Below are 13,464 nucleotides of genomic sequence, written 5' to 3' on the forward strand. Positions count from 1 at the left end.
CGGGGCCTAGCGTGCCAGCTCCGCCGCCAGTGCCCGCAGCAACGCCGCCCCGTCTCCCCGCCACGCGCTGCCGTGCATGCACGCGAGCGTATGTGGATTCGCCTGCGCCAGTTTCTCCAGGATCGCGCCGCTTTGGTTCGAGTGCGCGTAGTAGTCCATCTGTTGACGGAACGCTTCGCTGGGGCCGAGCACGTCAGTCTCGGTCAACGACAGATGGCCGCCGCCGGGCTGCGTGAACAGGTCGCCGCAGAACATCGTCGATGTGTGCTCCTCCATGAGGTATCCGCATTCCCAGCCGTGCGGCAAGTGCGGCGCGTCGAACCAGCGCACGCGATGGCGGCCCAGCGAAATGACCTCGCCATCGGCGAGCGCACGCGGCGGCCGGTCGGCGAGGTCGGCCATCGACACCATCGCCGCGATCGTCCCGCACAAAGGCGCGGCCTGCGGCGCGACCGCCAGCCACTGATTCATCGAGCCGCACTCGTCGGCCTCGACATGCGAGAACGCGACGTGGCGCAGCCGTGTCAGCGGCATCACAGTGGCCACGGCCTCCGACACCACCGGGAACAACCCGCGCAACCCGGTGTGGAACAGCAGCGGCTCCTCATCCACGACCAGGTACTGGTTGAACGAGAACGGCGTGTTGCCCGGCAGCGACACCGGCGTGTTGATCCGGTAGATGTGCTCGGCAATCTCGTGGACGTTGGTGCCGGTCTGGGTGTTGGTGACGGTCATGGCGGTTCCCGAGCGGCCGCGGTGGGGATTCGGGCCGACATCCCGGGTCAACGTAGTGGCCGCGGCGAGGGGGTCAGGCTCAAGGCAGATGTGGGCGGCCACGCTTGCCGGCGCCCGCCGTAGCCTGTCAGGCTTCCGGCCTGCCTTTCATCACGGATACGATCATGAAGGTGATGCGCTCGACCACGACCTCCATGCTGCTGCTTGCGTTCGCGACCCCCGCCGCCGCCGGCGCACCGCAACAGACGCCGGGCACCTTCGCCCGGGCCGGCGAGCTCGTCAGCATCGCCCCCGGCCGCGCAATCAACCTGCGCTGCAGCGGCAAGGGGCCGCAGACGGTGGTGCTGGAAGCCGGCGGCAATGCCGACTCGAGCACGTGGTTCCGCGTGCAGTCGCTGTTGTCGGGCATCGTGCGCGTGTGTTCCTACGACCGCGCGGGCTACGGCTTCAGCGACCCGGGCCCGATGCCGCGCAGCCTGCAGGCCGATGTCGACGACCTGCATGCGGTGCTGAAAACCGCGAAGCTGGAAGCGCCCGTGGTGCTGGTCGGGCATTCGCTCGGAAGCAACATCGTGCGCCGCTATGCGCAGCAGTATCCGTCGACGGTAGCGGGGCTGGTGCTGGTCGATCCGCCAGAGCAGGGCGCCGACGCAGCGCTGCCAGCGCAATGGCGGCAGGACGACGAAGACGGGCGCAAGCAGCGCAACGCGTTCCTCGATGCCTGTGCGCAAGCGGCGGCCGGCGGGACGCTCGCCGCGGCAGACGGTCCGTTGAAGGCCTGCCTGCGCGAGCCGCCGGCGTGGCAGAGCCCCGCAGTCGCCGCCGCCACGCGCGCCTACAAGCTCAAGCCTGGCTACTGGTCAACGCTGCGCTCGGAACTGGACGAGAACGTCTCCATCTTTGCCACGCCCGTTCCGCCCGATGCCAGCTTCGGCGCCATGCCCGTGGTCGTGCTGTCCGCCGACAACGACTTCGCGGAAGCGCCCACGGACGTGCGCGACGTCCTGGTGGCCGCACGCAAGCAGACCCATGAGCGCCTCGTAGTCGCCTCCACCCGTGGTCGCCGCGTCGCCGTGCCAGGCGCCTCGCACGATATCCAGCTGGATCAGCCGCAAGCCGTGGTGGATGCCGTGACGAGCGTGATTCCGGTTCGACCATGACGCGCGATCCATGAACGTCTGGAGCATCGTCTTCCTCATCGGCGCCGCGCAGGCCGCGCTGTTGGCGCTGGCGTTGTGGCGGCGGCCAGTCAACGCGCCGGCCAACCGCGTGCTGGCCGTCTGGATCGCGGTGATCGGCTTCGATCTGGCGGTCAAGGCACTCTACTTCCGCGACTCCTCGATCGACCTGATCAAGCTGTTCCGCTTCGTCGGGATGTTTCCGTTCCTCTACGGCAGCGCGTTCTACCTGTACGTCCGCACGTTGACCCGAGGCCGCGCGCCGGGACTGCGCGATGGCGTGCACCTGGTCGGCTTCCTCGTCGCGCTGGTGGTCAACGCGCCGTGGTTCATGATGGACCGCGCGCAGACGCAGGCCTTTCTTGCGGACCTGGCCGCAGGCGGTTACTGGCCGGGAACACCGTGGCTGGACATCTTCCTGTTCTCCTACAGCCTCTCGTACGTGGTCGCCGGACTGGTCCGTGTGCGTCGTTACCGGCGCGAACTGCTGCAACGCCGTTCCGATGCCGATCGCATGTCGTTGCACTGGATCGATGCGATGGCGCTGTCGCAGATCGTGATCTGGTGCATCGCGGTGGCGCAGTGGCAGTTCCGCATTCCGTGGATCGACTACCCGCTGATCTACGGCGCGGTGGTGGCGTGGGTGTTCGTGGTCGGCTATCTCAGCCTGAGCCAGGTGGCGGTCGCGGCGCAGCCGCCCCAGGTCGAAGACGACGCACCGGCAGAGGCGACGCCCGCTGCCGATGACCCTCGCTTCGCCGCGGTCGAGGAACGGTTGACCCGGCTGATGGAACACGAACGCCTCTACAGCGAGCCGGCGCTCACGATCGGCCAGTTGGCCAAGCGGAGCGGTTATCCCGAGTACCTGGTGTCGGCGGTGATCAACCGCCGCTTCGCCGGCAACTTCTGGGACTACATCAACCGGCAGCGCATCGAAGCCGCGCGCGCCTGCCTGGCCGACGGCGGCGACACCCGCACCATTCTCGACATCGCTTACGCATGCGGGTTCACCTCCAAGTCGACCTTCAACGCCGCCTTCAAGCGGCAACTTGCGGTGACGCCGAGCGTCTACCGGCAAGCGCGGTCGCAGGCGTCATCCATGGCCGACACCGGCGCGTGACAGCGATCCGTCCGGCGCCAGCCGGGCCCGGATCGCCGGCCAGTGCAGCCACAGCTCGCACAGCGCCAGGTTGATCGTCCAGCAGCTCCACGCCGCGAAGATGTAGACCTGTACGAACGGCAGGTGCAACACGGCCTGGCCGATCACCAGCGTGAGGCGCAGGGTGATGGCCGAGGCGGTGAGGGCGATGCTGCGCGCCATCCAGCGCCGGTGCAGGGCGATGTCGCCGGCAATCGCATGGCGAATGCCGATGCCGGTGATCGTCAGCCAGGTGATGGCGAGCAGGGCAAATCCGATGCCGGCCGCGGCCCCGCCGGTGGCATGGGTGGACAGCGACAGGCCGCCCAGTCCGCCGATCAGTACCCCGCCGGTATAAAGGCCGCCGCTGAGCCGGTGCAGGCGCGGCACCCGCCGCCGGATCGCGGCGCTCATCTGCACCGGCGCCAGCAACAGCGCCAGCCCGGCGCCGAAGAAGTGCGCCGGCACGTCGAAGCCGGAGCGGGCGAACTTGATCGCCATGCTGTCGGCCGGCCCGTGCGGGCGGTAGACATAGGTGAATGCATACGCCGCCACCGTCACGCAGAGCAGGGTGAAGACCAGCGCTGAGGTCCAGCGCAGCGCCGGGGATCCGAAACGTTGCCAACCGCGATTCATTGCCTGCCTCCTGGGTGGGGAGGGGTCAGGCTGGAGCGGCGAACCGTTCCGGTCGTCCGGATCGGGGGAGTCGTACGCGTATCGCGATCAAGTCGCTGGGTCCCCGCCTTCGCGGGGATGACGGGATGCTGCAACGCTGTGGCCCGCCGGCACGGCCCCGCCACATGGTGCGATGCACCATAATGCCGGCATGCCTGCCAACCTTCCTCCCGCTGCGCCCGCCGTGGCGACTGCTCCGGTGCCCTCGTCGCCCACGCTGTCCCCGCGCCAGGTCACCCTGATCCTGTTCGCCCTGGCCATGGGTGGCTTCGCCATCGGCACCAGCGAGTTCGTGGTGATGGGCCTGATCAACGAGATCGCCCGCAGCATGGGCGTGACCGAGCCCCAGGTCGGCCACGTGATCAGCGCCTATGCCCTGGGCGTGGTGATTGGCGCGCCGCTGCTGGCGATCCTCGGCGCGAAGCTGGCGCGACGTACCCTGCTGCTGGCGCTGATGGGCTTCTACGCAATCGGCAACCTCGCCAGCGCCATGGCGCCGGACTACCACACGCTGATGCTGGCCCGTTTCGTCGCCGGCCTCCCGCACGGCGCCTACTTCGGCATCGCCGCGCTGGTCGCCGCACGCATCAGCCGCCCGGAACAACGTGGCGCCGCGGTTGGCCGGGTGATGCTGGGCCTGTCGATCGCACTGCTGGTCGGCAACCCGCTGGCGACCTGGCTGGGCCAGGCCTTCGGCTGGCGCTGGGCGTTCGCGCTGGTGTCGGTGATCGCGCTGGCGACGGTGGCGATGACCATGCGCGTGCTGCCGCGCGGCATGAATGCACCGCGCCCCGACGCGCTGCGCGAACTGCGCGACTTCAACCGCAAGCCGGTGTGGCTGGCGCTGGGCATTGGCGCGATTGGCTTCGCCGGCATGTTCTGCGTCTTCAGCTACCTGGCGCCGACCCTGGTCAACGTGACCGGTGTTTCCGAGAGCTTCATCCCGTTCGGGCTGGTCGCGTTCGGCATCGGCGGCATCCTCGGCACGCTGGGCGGCGGCTGGCTGTTCGACCGCCTGCAGTTCCGCGCCGTGCCGGCGATCCTGGTGTGGTCGGTGGTGGTGCTGCTGTTGTTCCCGCTGGCCGCGCGCTCGGTGTGGACGGTGCTGCCGGTGGTGGTCGCCGTCGGCACGATGGGCGCGCTGGCGACGGTGCTGCAGGCGCACCTGATGGATGTCGCTGCCGAGGCGCAGACGCTGGCCGCGGCCTCCAACCACTCGGCCTTCAACATGGCCAATGCATTGGGCCCGTGGCTCGGCGGCATGGCCATCACCGCCGGCTACGGTTGGACATCGACGGGCGTGGTCGGCGCGTTCACTGCCGTGGGTGGCCTGCTGATCTACGCATGGGCACGGCGTGATGCGGCGCAGGGCGCAGTCGCTCTGGCAGCGACCGAGGCGGAATAGCGACCGTCATCCCGGCAGATACCCATACCACTCCTGCTGCACCCGCTCGATCGGTCCGATGGCCGTCGCGATCCCGCTATCCTTCACCGATGGCCACCTACATCGCCCTGCTTCGCGCCGTGAACGTCGGCGGCACCGGCAAGCTGCCCATGGAAACGCTGCGCGCGATGTGCGACGCGGCCGGGTTCAAGAACGTGCGCACCTACATCGCCAGCGGCAACGTCGTGTTCGAGACCGCAGGCACCGCCGCCAAGGCGAAGGCGGCGCTGGAGTCCGCGCTGGAGCGCCATGCCGGCAAACCGGTGGGCGTGGTGATCCGCACGGGTGCGGAGATGGCGCAGGTGCTGGCGGACAATCCGTTTCCGGAGGCCGCACCGAACCGCGCCGTGGCGATCTTCCTCGATGCCGCACCACCGGCCGATACCCTGGCCGCGGTGCGTCATCGAACCGAAGAAGAGCTTGCCCTGGGCACGCGCGAGATCTACGTGCACTACGGCGAGGGCATGGCCAGTTCGAAGCTGGTGATCCCGGCAGCCAAAGCCGGCACCGCGCGCAATCTCAATACCGTGGCGAAGCTTGCGGCGATGGCCGCCGGTTGATGCCGTGGCTGCCCGGCGGCTGGCTCAGCCGGCGCCGGGTCGAACGTGGAATCCCAATGCGCCGGCGACGGCGCGCAGTGCCTCGTCGTCGCGCTGCAGGGTCATGAAGCCGGCATGCGTGTCATGCCCGGTCTCCCAGGTCCACAGCGTGTAGTGATGCTCGCGCAGGCGGTCGTAGGCCGTGCCGATCAGCGAGGGCACTTCGGCATCGGACAGGAAGTCCTCGTCGGTCGGGTCTTCCACGCCCCAGTCGATGTGCAGGTTGAAACGCGATGCGAGTTCGTTGAGCACTTCGATCAACCCGGCCGGGTCGGTGTCCTCGACGTGGAAGCCGGACTTCCAGTCGATCACGTCGCGGATCAGTTCAACCGGTTCCTCGCCCTCGTCGAGTGCGTCGCGGCAGGCCTGGAACTGCTGCATGGCCGCGTCTTCATCGCCGGGATTGATCAGCAGCAGGAACTGCCAGGCCACCGCTTCCAGCGCCGCTTCCTCGTCGATGTCGGCGTCCGCGGTGAATGAACGGGCGAAGTTGTCGTCGGGGTCGTATTCGGTGTGGGTGTTCATGCGCGGTCTCCGCCCAGTGGCAGGGCCACAGGATACGGCGATCATCCGGCCGGCGCTGCCTTTATTCGCGACCGTGCCTCACGTCGAGTTGCGCGGCAACGGACTATCTTCAGCATCGACAGCGGCACGACGCTTGCCGCTGCGCAGCATCCGGCGCGAGGAGGACACATGGCTTCGATCCGCAGGGAAATACGGGTGACGGTACCGCCAGCGCAAGCTTGGGACGCGCTGCGCGATGTCGGCCGCATTCATGAGCGCCTCGTGCGCGGCTTCGTCACCGATTGCAGCCTCGACGGCGACGTCCGCACGATCACCTTCGCAAATGGCATGTCGGCGCGCGAACGCATCATCGATGTCGACGATGGCGAGCGCCGGGTGGTCTGGTCGGTGCAGGGCGATCCGTTCGCCCACCACAACGCGTCGGTGCAGGCGTTCGAGTCCGGCGACGGCGGCACACGCCTGGTCTGGATAGCCGACCTGCTGCCCGATGCCCTCGAGGCGCCCATTGCCGGGATGATCGAGCAGGGCCTGGAGGCGATGAAGCAGACGCTCGAAGGCACTGGCTGACCAGGACACGCTGACGAAGCACCGGCCGACAGCGGCCCCCCTTGAACCTTATATGATCGGCATCATATAAGGTTGCATGCGCTACGACCCAGACCACAAACGCCAGACCCGACAGCGCGTGCTGCGGGTCGCCGCCCATGCCATCCGCAGCGACGGCCCGACCCGTGTCGGCGTCGCCGGTGTCATGCGCGAGGCCGGACTGACCCATGGCGGCTTCTACGCCCACTTCCAGTCGAAGGACGACCTGGTCGCGGCCGCCATCACCCAGATGTTCGCCGACTCGCTGGCGCACTGGCGCAACGCCCAACAGCGCGCGGGCGATGGAGGCGACGAGGCCGGGCTGGTGGCCTATCTGCGCCAGTACCTGTCCGCGGCGCATCGCGATGCCCCCGGCCTGGGCTGCCCGATCGCAGCGCTGGCGTCGGAGGTGCCGCGGCTCGACGAGACCGCGCGCGATGCATTCGCCGCGGGTTCGCAACAGCTCACGCAGGTGCTGGCGGATGCACTGGAACGGCTTGGACACGATGATGCAGCGGCGCTGGCCGTGTCGGTGCTCTCCGAGCTCGTCGGCACGCTGGCCATGGCCCGTTGCGAACCCGATCGCGCCCGCTCCGATGCCGTGCTCGCAGGGTCGCGCCGGCAACTGGGCCGCCGCCTCCACCTGGAGATCGATGCATGAGCCTGGTCGACGAGATGGCCGCGGGCCACGGCCACGTCCACGCTGCTGGTGTTCGATCGCCCAACCGCTCCCCCCGTGTAGGAACCAGCTTGCTGGCGATCGCGAGCATCACCCGCTGACCGTCGCGGTCGCCAGCAAGCTGGCTCCCACACTTCTCCCCCACGAGATGCACATGTCCTCTTTCCACGACCCCATCGTCATCGTCTCCGCCGTGCGCACGCCGCTGGGACGTTTCCTCGGCGACCTCTCGCCGCTGACCGCGCCGCAGCTGGGCGCCCATGCCATCACCGCGGCGCTGGCGCGCGCCGGCCTCGCGCCCGAACGCATCGACGAAGTCCTGATGGGTTGCGTATTGCCGGCGGGCCAGGGCCAGGCGCCGGCGCGCCAGGCATCGCGCGCGGCCGGACTGCCCGATGCCGTCGGCGCGACCACCATCAACAAGGTCTGCGGCTCCGGCATGAAGGCGACCATGATCGCCCACGACCTGCTGCTCGCCGGTTCGGCCGACCTGGTCGTCGCTGGCGGCATGGAGTCGATGTCAAACGCGCCGTACCTGCTGTCGAAAGCACGCAGCGGCTATCGCGTTGGCCACGACCGCATCTTCGACCACATGATGCTCGACGGCCTGGAAGACGCCTATGAACCCGGCCGCGCGATGGGCGAGTTCGGCGAGGCCGCCGTCGCCAGGTACGGCTTCAGCCGCGCCGACCAGGACGCGTACGCGGTACAGACACTGACACGCGCCCGCGAGGCCATCGCGAGCGGTGCCTTCGCCGACGAAATCGTCGCCGTGCCGGTGCCGGTGAAGGGCGGCGAACGTCTCGTCGACACCGACGAGCACCCGTTGAAGGTATCGCCGGAGAAGATCCCGACACTGAAGCCCGCTTTCGCCAGCGACGGCACGATCACCGCGGCCAGCGCTTCGGCCAATGCCGACGGCGCCGCCGCGCTGGTGCTAACGCGCCGCTCGCTGGCCGAACGCGAAGGGCTGCCGATCCTGGCCGAGATCCGCGCCCACGCCACCCACAGCCAGGCGCCGGCCTGGTACACCACCGCGCCGATTCCGGCGATCGAAAAGCTGCTGGGCAAGGTGGGCTGGAGCGTGGACGACGTTGACCTGTTCGAGATCAACGAAGCCTTCGCGGTGGTGGCGATGGCCGCCGCGCAGGACCTGGGCATCGCCCGCGACCGCCTCAACGTCAACGGCGGCGCGTGCGCACTCGGCCACCCGATCGGCGCCACTGGCGCGCGCCTGATCGTGACCCTGCTGCATGCGATGCAGCGCCGCGGCCTCACCCGTGGCGTGGCGGCGCTGTGCATCGGCGGCGGCGAAGCCACGGCCATCGCCATCGAACGCACGCCCTGAATTCATACCCCCGTAACGCTCCCCCACAGAGGTGCAAGATGGACATCAAGAACGCCGTGGTACTCGTCACCGGCAGCAACCGCGGCCTCGGTCGCGCGCTGGTCGAAGCGCTCAAGCAGGCCGGCGCGGCGAAGATCTACGCGGCCGCGCGCAATCCGGCTTCGATCAACTACGAAGGCGTCACTCCCGTCGCGCTGGACGTCACCTCGCCCGACAGCATCGCCGCGGCCGCCAAGGCTTGCCCCGACGTCAATGTGGTGATCAACAACGCCGGCATCGCCCGCGGCGGCGTGTTGCTGTCCGCCACCGGCGAGCAGACCGCGCGCGAAGAAATGGACACCAACTTCTTCGGCCCCTGGCGGGTCACACAGGCGTTCGCCCCGACGCTGGCGCGCAACGGTGGCGGTGCGCTGGTGAATGTCCTGTCGGTGCTGAGCTGGATCAGCCTGCCGGGCACCGCAACCTACTGCGTCTCCAAGGCCGCGGCGTGGTCGCTTACCAATGGACTGCGCAATGAGCTTCGCGGCCAGGGCACCCAGGTGGTTGGCGTCCACCTCGGCCTGATGGACACCGACATGACCGCCGGCTTTGACGCGCCGAAGATCGCGCCCAAGGATGTCGCCGAGCAGATCGTGCGCGCGCTGCAGGACGGCAGCGACGAAGTCCTCGCCGATGACACCAGCCGCCAGGTCAAGGGCAGCCTCTCTTCGCCGCAGGCGGCGTACCTGTCGGCCGGCAGCGAGTAACGTCTGCAGACAGCGGCAATGCAGGGGCCCGCGCGGTCCCTGCAACGCATTCGGTCGTCGCCGTATCTCCAGACCTCGTGGCGCAACCGCGCTCTCCCACGAGGTCGACGATGCTCTCCCTGCTATTCGCCGCCGCGCTTGCGGCCACGCCCGCTGCACAACCCCCGACGCAGCCCAGCCAGTGTCCGGCCGGCGCCTACCGTTTCGCCGATGGCAGCACGATAGACATAGGCGCCGAGAAGGACGGGCTGCGCTGGCGCCGCATCGATGGCGCCACCGGGCTGCTCACGCAGGACGACAAGGGCAACTGGACCAGCACCCTGGGCTGGACCGGGCGACCGGACGGCAAGCGCATCGGATTCTCCGATTGCGCGCATGGCCGCATCGACTTCGACGGCAAGCCCGGCAAGCGCATCGCGCTGGTCGTGCGCGATACCACGTTTGAGGGCGAGGGCGGAATCAAGCTGGCGGGGCGCCTGCTGATGCCGGAAGGCAATGCCACCGCGCCGATCGTGGTGCTGGTGCACGGCGCCGAGAGCACGTCGGCCCGCATCGAGGACGACATGCAGCGCCAGCTGCCGGCCGAGGGCGTGGCCGCGTTCGTCTATGACAAGCGTGGCACCGGTGGCTCGCAGGGCAAGTACACGCAGGACTTCAGCGTGCTCGCCAACGATGCCGTCGCCGCCGTGCGCGAAGCACGACGCCTGGCCGGCACGCGCGCCGGGCGCGTGGGTTTCCGCGGCGGCAGCCAGGGCGGCTGGGTGGCTCCGCTGGCGGCCACGCGCACGCCGGTCGACTTCGTCATGGTCGGCTACGGCCTGGCGGTGTCGGTGCTCGATGAGGATCGCGAAGCGGTGATCCTGCAGATGGGCCTGAAGGGCTACGACCAGTCGGTCATCGACCAGGCATTGCAGATCTCCGACGCGGCAGCGGTGGTGATCAGCAGCGGCTTCAGCCAGGGCATCGATGCCTTCGATGCGGTCCGCATCAAGTACCGCGACCAGCCCTGGTACAAGGACGTCTACGGCAACTTCACCCACGTGATGCTGCCGTACTACGGCGAGGAACTGCGCCAGAAGGGCCAGGCCTACATCTTCGGCACGCCCTGGCATTACGACCCGCGGCCGGTGCTGCGCGAGCTGAAGACGCCGCAGCTTTGGATGCTGGCCGAGGCCGACATCGATGCGCCGATGGCGGAAACCCTGCGCCGGCTGCAGGCGATCGCCGCGCAGGGATCGCCGATCACCACGGCCGTGTTCCCCGGCGCCGAGCACGGGATGACGCTGTTCGAGTCCGGCGCCGATGGCGAGCGCCTGTCGACGCGCTACCCGGAGGGATACATGCGCATGACGCTGGACTTCGCCCGCGGCGGCCTGCACGGCACGTATGGCGATGCAGTGGTGCAGGCGCCGCCCGGCAACTGAGCGCGACCGTGCAGGAGCCGGCAATCCGGCTCCCGCACGTCGCAGTCATCACGGCAGCGGCGTGCCCTGGTCGGCGACCGCCAGCCAGCGATGGCCGTCATGGCTGTAAGTGACGCCGGTCAGCGCATGCTGGCGGAAGCCGATGCGCGGGATCTCGTACACGGTTTCGTACAGGATGTAGGCCGCGTTGCAGCCATCGACCACGCGGTACTTCTCGGTCCAGGTCCACACCGCCTCGCGGTTGGCGAAATGGCTGGCCAGCGCGGTCATGATCGCGTCGACGCCGTAGCGCACCGCGCCGCTGCCGAACACGGTGACGGCGCGTTCGTCGTGCACGGCGCGGAAGGTTTCCTCGTCGTAGTCGCGGAACGACTCCATGTCCGTGCGCTGGGCGACCTCGAACTGGCGCTCGCAGCCGCGCGCGCGACCGCGGTCATGGCCGTCGTCGTGACCGTCGTCGTGGCCGTGGCCGCCGCCGGCGAGGGCGATCGGGGCCAATGACAGGGCGGCCAGGGCCAGGGTGGTGGCGGCCAGGGGACGCAGGACGCTGCGGCGCGGGGCGGGGCGGCTTTGGGCTGGGCGGTGGTGGGTGTTCATCGTCGACCTCTCCATGGGTTGGGGGGAAGCGCGGTCGACGATAGGTGCGCGAGCGGCTCCATTCGAGGTCCAATATCGACCCACACAGCGGGGCCAATATGCCGATCCTGGCACCTCGCCCTCAGCCGTTCTGGAGTCCCGACTCGGCTGCGGACGCCATACTCTGGGCCAAGGCATCTGCCACAGGAGCGCACGCATGACGATTCTCGTGACCGGTAGCGCCGGCCACCTCGGCGAGGCGCTGATGCGCAAACTGCGCGCAGCGGGCCGCCCGGCCGTCGGCATCGACATCAAGCCGTCGCCGTTCACCGACCACGTCGGTTCGATCAACGATCGCGACTTCGTCCGTCGCCGCATGCCGCACGTGCAGGCGGTGATCCACACCGCGACCCTGCACAAGCCGCACGTGGCCACGCACCCGGCGCAGGATTTCGTCGACACCAACATCAGCGGCACGCTGGTGCTGCTGGAAGAGGCGGTGGCCGCCGGCGTGGCATCGTTCGTATTCACCAGCACCACCAGCACCTTCGGCGCGGCGCTGACGCCGGGCCCCGGCCTGCCTGCGGCATGGATCACCGAGGACGTGGCGCCGATTCCGAAGAACATCTACGGCGTGACCAAGCTGTCGGCCGAACACCTGTGCCAGCTGTTTTTCCGCAAGCGCAGGCTGCCGGTGGTGGTTCTGCGAACGTCGCGCTTCTTCCCCGAGCCGGACGACAGCATCGACATGCGCAGCGGCTATGTCACCGCCAATGCGCAGGCGAACGAGCTGCTGTACCGGCGTCTCGACATCGAGGATGCGGTCGATGCGCACCTGCTCGCGGTCGAGCGCGCGCCACAGATCGGCTTTGGCCGCTACATCCTTTCGGCAACGACGCCATTCACCCAGGACGATCTGGCGGAACTGCGCCGTGATGCACCCGGGGTGGTGCAGCGGCTGTTTCCGGAGGCCGCGGCGTTGTACTCGGCGCGCGGCTGGCGGATGTTCCCGCAGCTCGATCGCGTCTACGTCAATTCGCTGGCGCGTTCGGAGCTGGGATGGGCGCCGCGTTATGACTTCCGTGGCGTGCTCGATGCGATGGGCAGCGGCGGCGAGTTCCGCAGCGCCCTGGCCGAAGCGGTCGGCAGCAAGGGCTACCACGACACGGTGTTCGAAGACGGCCCGTATCCGGTGAGCGGCTGAAACATCCGACCCCTCCCCCGTGCGGGAGAGGGGTCGATGGCATTACAGCGGCTTGTTACCGCAGGCGCTCGATATTGAAGGCGCCGATATCGACGCCAAGGTTGATGCCCTCGCCGCCGCCGGCCAGCGCCAGCGACACCGGGCCCTTGGTCAGCACCTGCGCTTCGCCCGATTTCACCACGCCGGCATTGGCGCTGGCCTGGACGTAGCGTCCGAGGACATCGTTGATGGTGTGCACGTCGGTGAAACGGCCCTTGCCGTTATCGATCTGCCATTTGCCCGCGGTCAGGCCTACCGCCTTGGCGCTGACATGCACCGGTATCGACTGGCCATTGCTGCAGGTCACGGTGCCGTTGCCCGAGGTCTGCTTGTAGATGAAGGACCAGCCGTCGAGTTTGTATGCGAGCTTGCAGTCGATGTCCGCGGCACGGACGGGTGACGACAACATGGCCATGGCCATCGCACAGGCGACGCCAAGGACTGCTACTGGCTTGATGCTCATGCACAACCTCCATGGGGACGATGCCCGCTGTGTGTGTCCACAGCGAGTGTCCACTTCCGGCCTGAACGGGGAAGAACCCGGGCTGGAATGCTTCAGCGCGCGGTCG

General features: G+C 68.6%; 16 protein-coding genes. 11 read left to right on the forward strand and 5 right to left on the reverse strand.

The features are described from left to right. Positions 1-6: 6 nt before the first annotated feature. Complete coding sequence (locus AC1DER_RS08380; protein ID WP_477244655.1) at positions 7-837, reverse strand: oxygen-binding di-iron domain-containing protein; 831 nt, start codon at positions 835-837, stop codon at positions 7-9. A gap of 62 nt (positions 838-899) precedes the next feature. Between AC1DER_RS08380 and AC1DER_RS08385 the strand changes: the two genes are divergently transcribed. Both AC1DER_RS08385 and AC1DER_RS08390 read left to right on the forward strand, forming a co-directional pair. Continuing rightward, positions 900-1,895: an alpha/beta fold hydrolase gene (locus tag AC1DER_RS08385; RefSeq protein WP_477244653.1), complete on the forward strand. Its 996-nt coding sequence runs from the start codon at positions 900-902 to the stop codon at positions 1,893-1,895. A gap of 10 nt (positions 1,896-1,905) precedes the next feature. Further along, on the forward strand, positions 1,906-3,033 hold the full coding sequence (locus tag AC1DER_RS08390) for a helix-turn-helix domain-containing protein (RefSeq protein WP_477244651.1): 1,128 nt from the start codon (positions 1,906-1,908) through the stop codon (positions 3,031-3,033). Here the strand turns inward: AC1DER_RS08390 and AC1DER_RS08395 are convergent. Next, positions 3,007-3,687, reverse strand: a complete 681-nt coding sequence (locus tag AC1DER_RS08395; protein WP_477244649.1) for a DUF2306 domain-containing protein — start codon at positions 3,685-3,687, stop codon at positions 3,007-3,009. The two genes, AC1DER_RS08390 and AC1DER_RS08395, sit on opposite strands and share 27 nt — an antisense overlap. A 190-nt stretch (positions 3,688-3,877) precedes the next feature. Between AC1DER_RS08395 and AC1DER_RS08400 the strand changes: the two genes are divergently transcribed. Further along, positions 3,878-5,131, forward strand: coding sequence for an MFS transporter (locus tag AC1DER_RS08400; RefSeq protein WP_477244647.1), 1,254 nt, complete (start codon positions 3,878-3,880; stop codon positions 5,129-5,131). 89 nt (positions 5,132-5,220) lie between these two features. Further along, the gene (locus AC1DER_RS08405; protein ID WP_477357854.1) at positions 5,221-5,730 is read left to right on the forward strand and encodes a DUF1697 domain-containing protein; all 510 of its coding nucleotides are present in this window, start codon (positions 5,221-5,223) and stop codon (positions 5,728-5,730) included. Between the two features lie 24 nt (positions 5,731-5,754). Here AC1DER_RS08405 and AC1DER_RS08410 read toward each other — a convergent pair whose 3' ends face one another. Then, positions 5,755-6,294, reverse strand: coding sequence for a DUF6630 family protein (locus tag AC1DER_RS08410; RefSeq protein ID WP_477244643.1), 540 nt, complete (start codon positions 6,292-6,294; stop codon positions 5,755-5,757). 168 nt (positions 6,295-6,462) lie between these two features. Here AC1DER_RS08410 and AC1DER_RS08415 point away from each other — a divergent pair, with 168 nt between their 5' ends. From AC1DER_RS08415 to AC1DER_RS08440, 6 genes are all read left to right on the forward strand, one after another. Next, positions 6,463-6,861: an SRPBCC family protein gene (locus AC1DER_RS08415; protein ID WP_441816449.1), complete on the forward strand. Its 399-nt coding sequence runs from the start codon at positions 6,463-6,465 to the stop codon at positions 6,859-6,861. Positions 6,862-6,937: 76 nt separating this feature from the next. Then, on the forward strand, positions 6,938-7,540 hold the full coding sequence (locus AC1DER_RS08420; RefSeq protein ID WP_477244641.1) for a TetR/AcrR family transcriptional regulator: 603 nt from the start codon (positions 6,938-6,940) through the stop codon (positions 7,538-7,540). Then, a complete protein-coding gene (locus AC1DER_RS08425) occupies positions 7,537-7,659 on the forward strand; it encodes a hypothetical protein (protein WP_477244639.1) in 123 nt (40 codons plus the stop codon). The genes AC1DER_RS08420 and AC1DER_RS08425 overlap by 4 nt, the downstream gene beginning before the upstream one ends. A gap of 53 nt (positions 7,660-7,712) precedes the next feature. Further along, on the forward strand, positions 7,713-8,906 hold the full coding sequence (locus AC1DER_RS08430) for an acetyl-CoA C-acyltransferase (protein ID WP_477244637.1): 1,194 nt from the start codon (positions 7,713-7,715) through the stop codon (positions 8,904-8,906). A 38-nt stretch (positions 8,907-8,944) separates the two neighbouring features. Continuing rightward, a complete protein-coding gene (locus AC1DER_RS08435) occupies positions 8,945-9,652 on the forward strand; it encodes an SDR family oxidoreductase (protein WP_477244635.1) in 708 nt (235 codons plus the stop codon). A gap of 110 nt (positions 9,653-9,762) precedes the next feature. Next, positions 9,763-11,076 (forward strand): alpha/beta hydrolase family protein, encoded by a 1,314-nt coding sequence (locus tag AC1DER_RS08440; RefSeq protein WP_477244633.1) that lies wholly within the window; start codon positions 9,763-9,765, stop codon positions 11,074-11,076. A gap of 48 nt (positions 11,077-11,124) precedes the next feature. Here the strand turns inward: AC1DER_RS08440 and AC1DER_RS08445 are convergent, their stop codons facing one another. Next, positions 11,125-11,673, reverse strand: a complete 549-nt coding sequence (locus tag AC1DER_RS08445) for a hypothetical protein (protein WP_441816454.1) — start codon at positions 11,671-11,673, stop codon at positions 11,125-11,127. 196 nt (positions 11,674-11,869) lie between these two features. Here AC1DER_RS08445 and AC1DER_RS08450 point away from each other — a divergent pair, with 196 nt between their 5' ends. Continuing rightward, positions 11,870-12,856 carry an NAD-dependent epimerase/dehydratase family protein gene (locus tag AC1DER_RS08450; protein ID WP_477244630.1) on the forward strand — a complete coding sequence of 329 codons (987 nt, stop codon included), beginning with the start codon at positions 11,870-11,872 and terminating at the stop codon, positions 12,854-12,856. Positions 12,857-12,911: 55 nt separating this feature from the next. Here the strand turns inward: AC1DER_RS08450 and AC1DER_RS08455 are convergent, their stop codons facing one another. Next, the gene (locus AC1DER_RS08455) at positions 12,912-13,358 is read right to left on the reverse strand and encodes a hypothetical protein (protein ID WP_441816456.1); all 447 of its coding nucleotides are present in this window, start codon (positions 13,356-13,358) and stop codon (positions 12,912-12,914) included. Positions 13,359-13,464: the final 106 nt, after the last annotated feature.

This window comes from Lysobacter sp. 05T417 (assembly GCF_056396405.1).

Coding starts and splice junctions, on each gene's coding strand:
- AC1DER_RS08445 (WP_441816454.1), bottom strand. CDS start 11,673: ATGAACACCCACCACCGCCCAGCCCAAAGCCGCCCCGCCCCGCGCCGC.
- AC1DER_RS08415 (WP_441816449.1), top strand. CDS start 6,463: ATGGCTTCGATCCGCAGGGAAATACGGGTGACGGTACCGCCAGCGCAA.
- AC1DER_RS08395 (WP_477244649.1), bottom strand. CDS start 3,687: ATGAATCGCGGTTGGCAACGTTTCGGATCCCCGGCGCTGCGCTGGACC.
- AC1DER_RS08420 (WP_477244641.1), top strand. CDS start 6,938: ATGCGCTACGACCCAGACCACAAACGCCAGACCCGACAGCGCGTGCTG.
- AC1DER_RS08450 (WP_477244630.1), top strand. CDS start 11,870: ATGACGATTCTCGTGACCGGTAGCGCCGGCCACCTCGGCGAGGCGCTG.
- AC1DER_RS08440 (WP_477244633.1), top strand. CDS start 9,763: ATGCTCTCCCTGCTATTCGCCGCCGCGCTTGCGGCCACGCCCGCTGCA.
- AC1DER_RS08410 (WP_477244643.1), bottom strand. CDS start 6,294: ATGAACACCCACACCGAATACGACCCCGACGACAACTTCGCCCGTTCA.
- AC1DER_RS08405 (WP_477357854.1), top strand. CDS start 5,221: ATGGCCACCTACATCGCCCTGCTTCGCGCCGTGAACGTCGGCGGCACC.
- AC1DER_RS08435 (WP_477244635.1), top strand. CDS start 8,945: ATGGACATCAAGAACGCCGTGGTACTCGTCACCGGCAGCAACCGCGGC.
- AC1DER_RS08430 (WP_477244637.1), top strand. CDS start 7,713: ATGTCCTCTTTCCACGACCCCATCGTCATCGTCTCCGCCGTGCGCACG.
- AC1DER_RS08400 (WP_477244647.1), top strand. CDS start 3,878: ATGCCTGCCAACCTTCCTCCCGCTGCGCCCGCCGTGGCGACTGCTCCG.
- AC1DER_RS08425 (WP_477244639.1), top strand. CDS start 7,537: ATGAGCCTGGTCGACGAGATGGCCGCGGGCCACGGCCACGTCCACGCT.
- AC1DER_RS08455 (WP_441816456.1), bottom strand. CDS start 13,358: ATGAGCATCAAGCCAGTAGCAGTCCTTGGCGTCGCCTGTGCGATGGCC.
- AC1DER_RS08385 (WP_477244653.1), top strand. CDS start 900: ATGAAGGTGATGCGCTCGACCACGACCTCCATGCTGCTGCTTGCGTTC.
- AC1DER_RS08390 (WP_477244651.1), top strand. CDS start 1,906: ATGAACGTCTGGAGCATCGTCTTCCTCATCGGCGCCGCGCAGGCCGCG.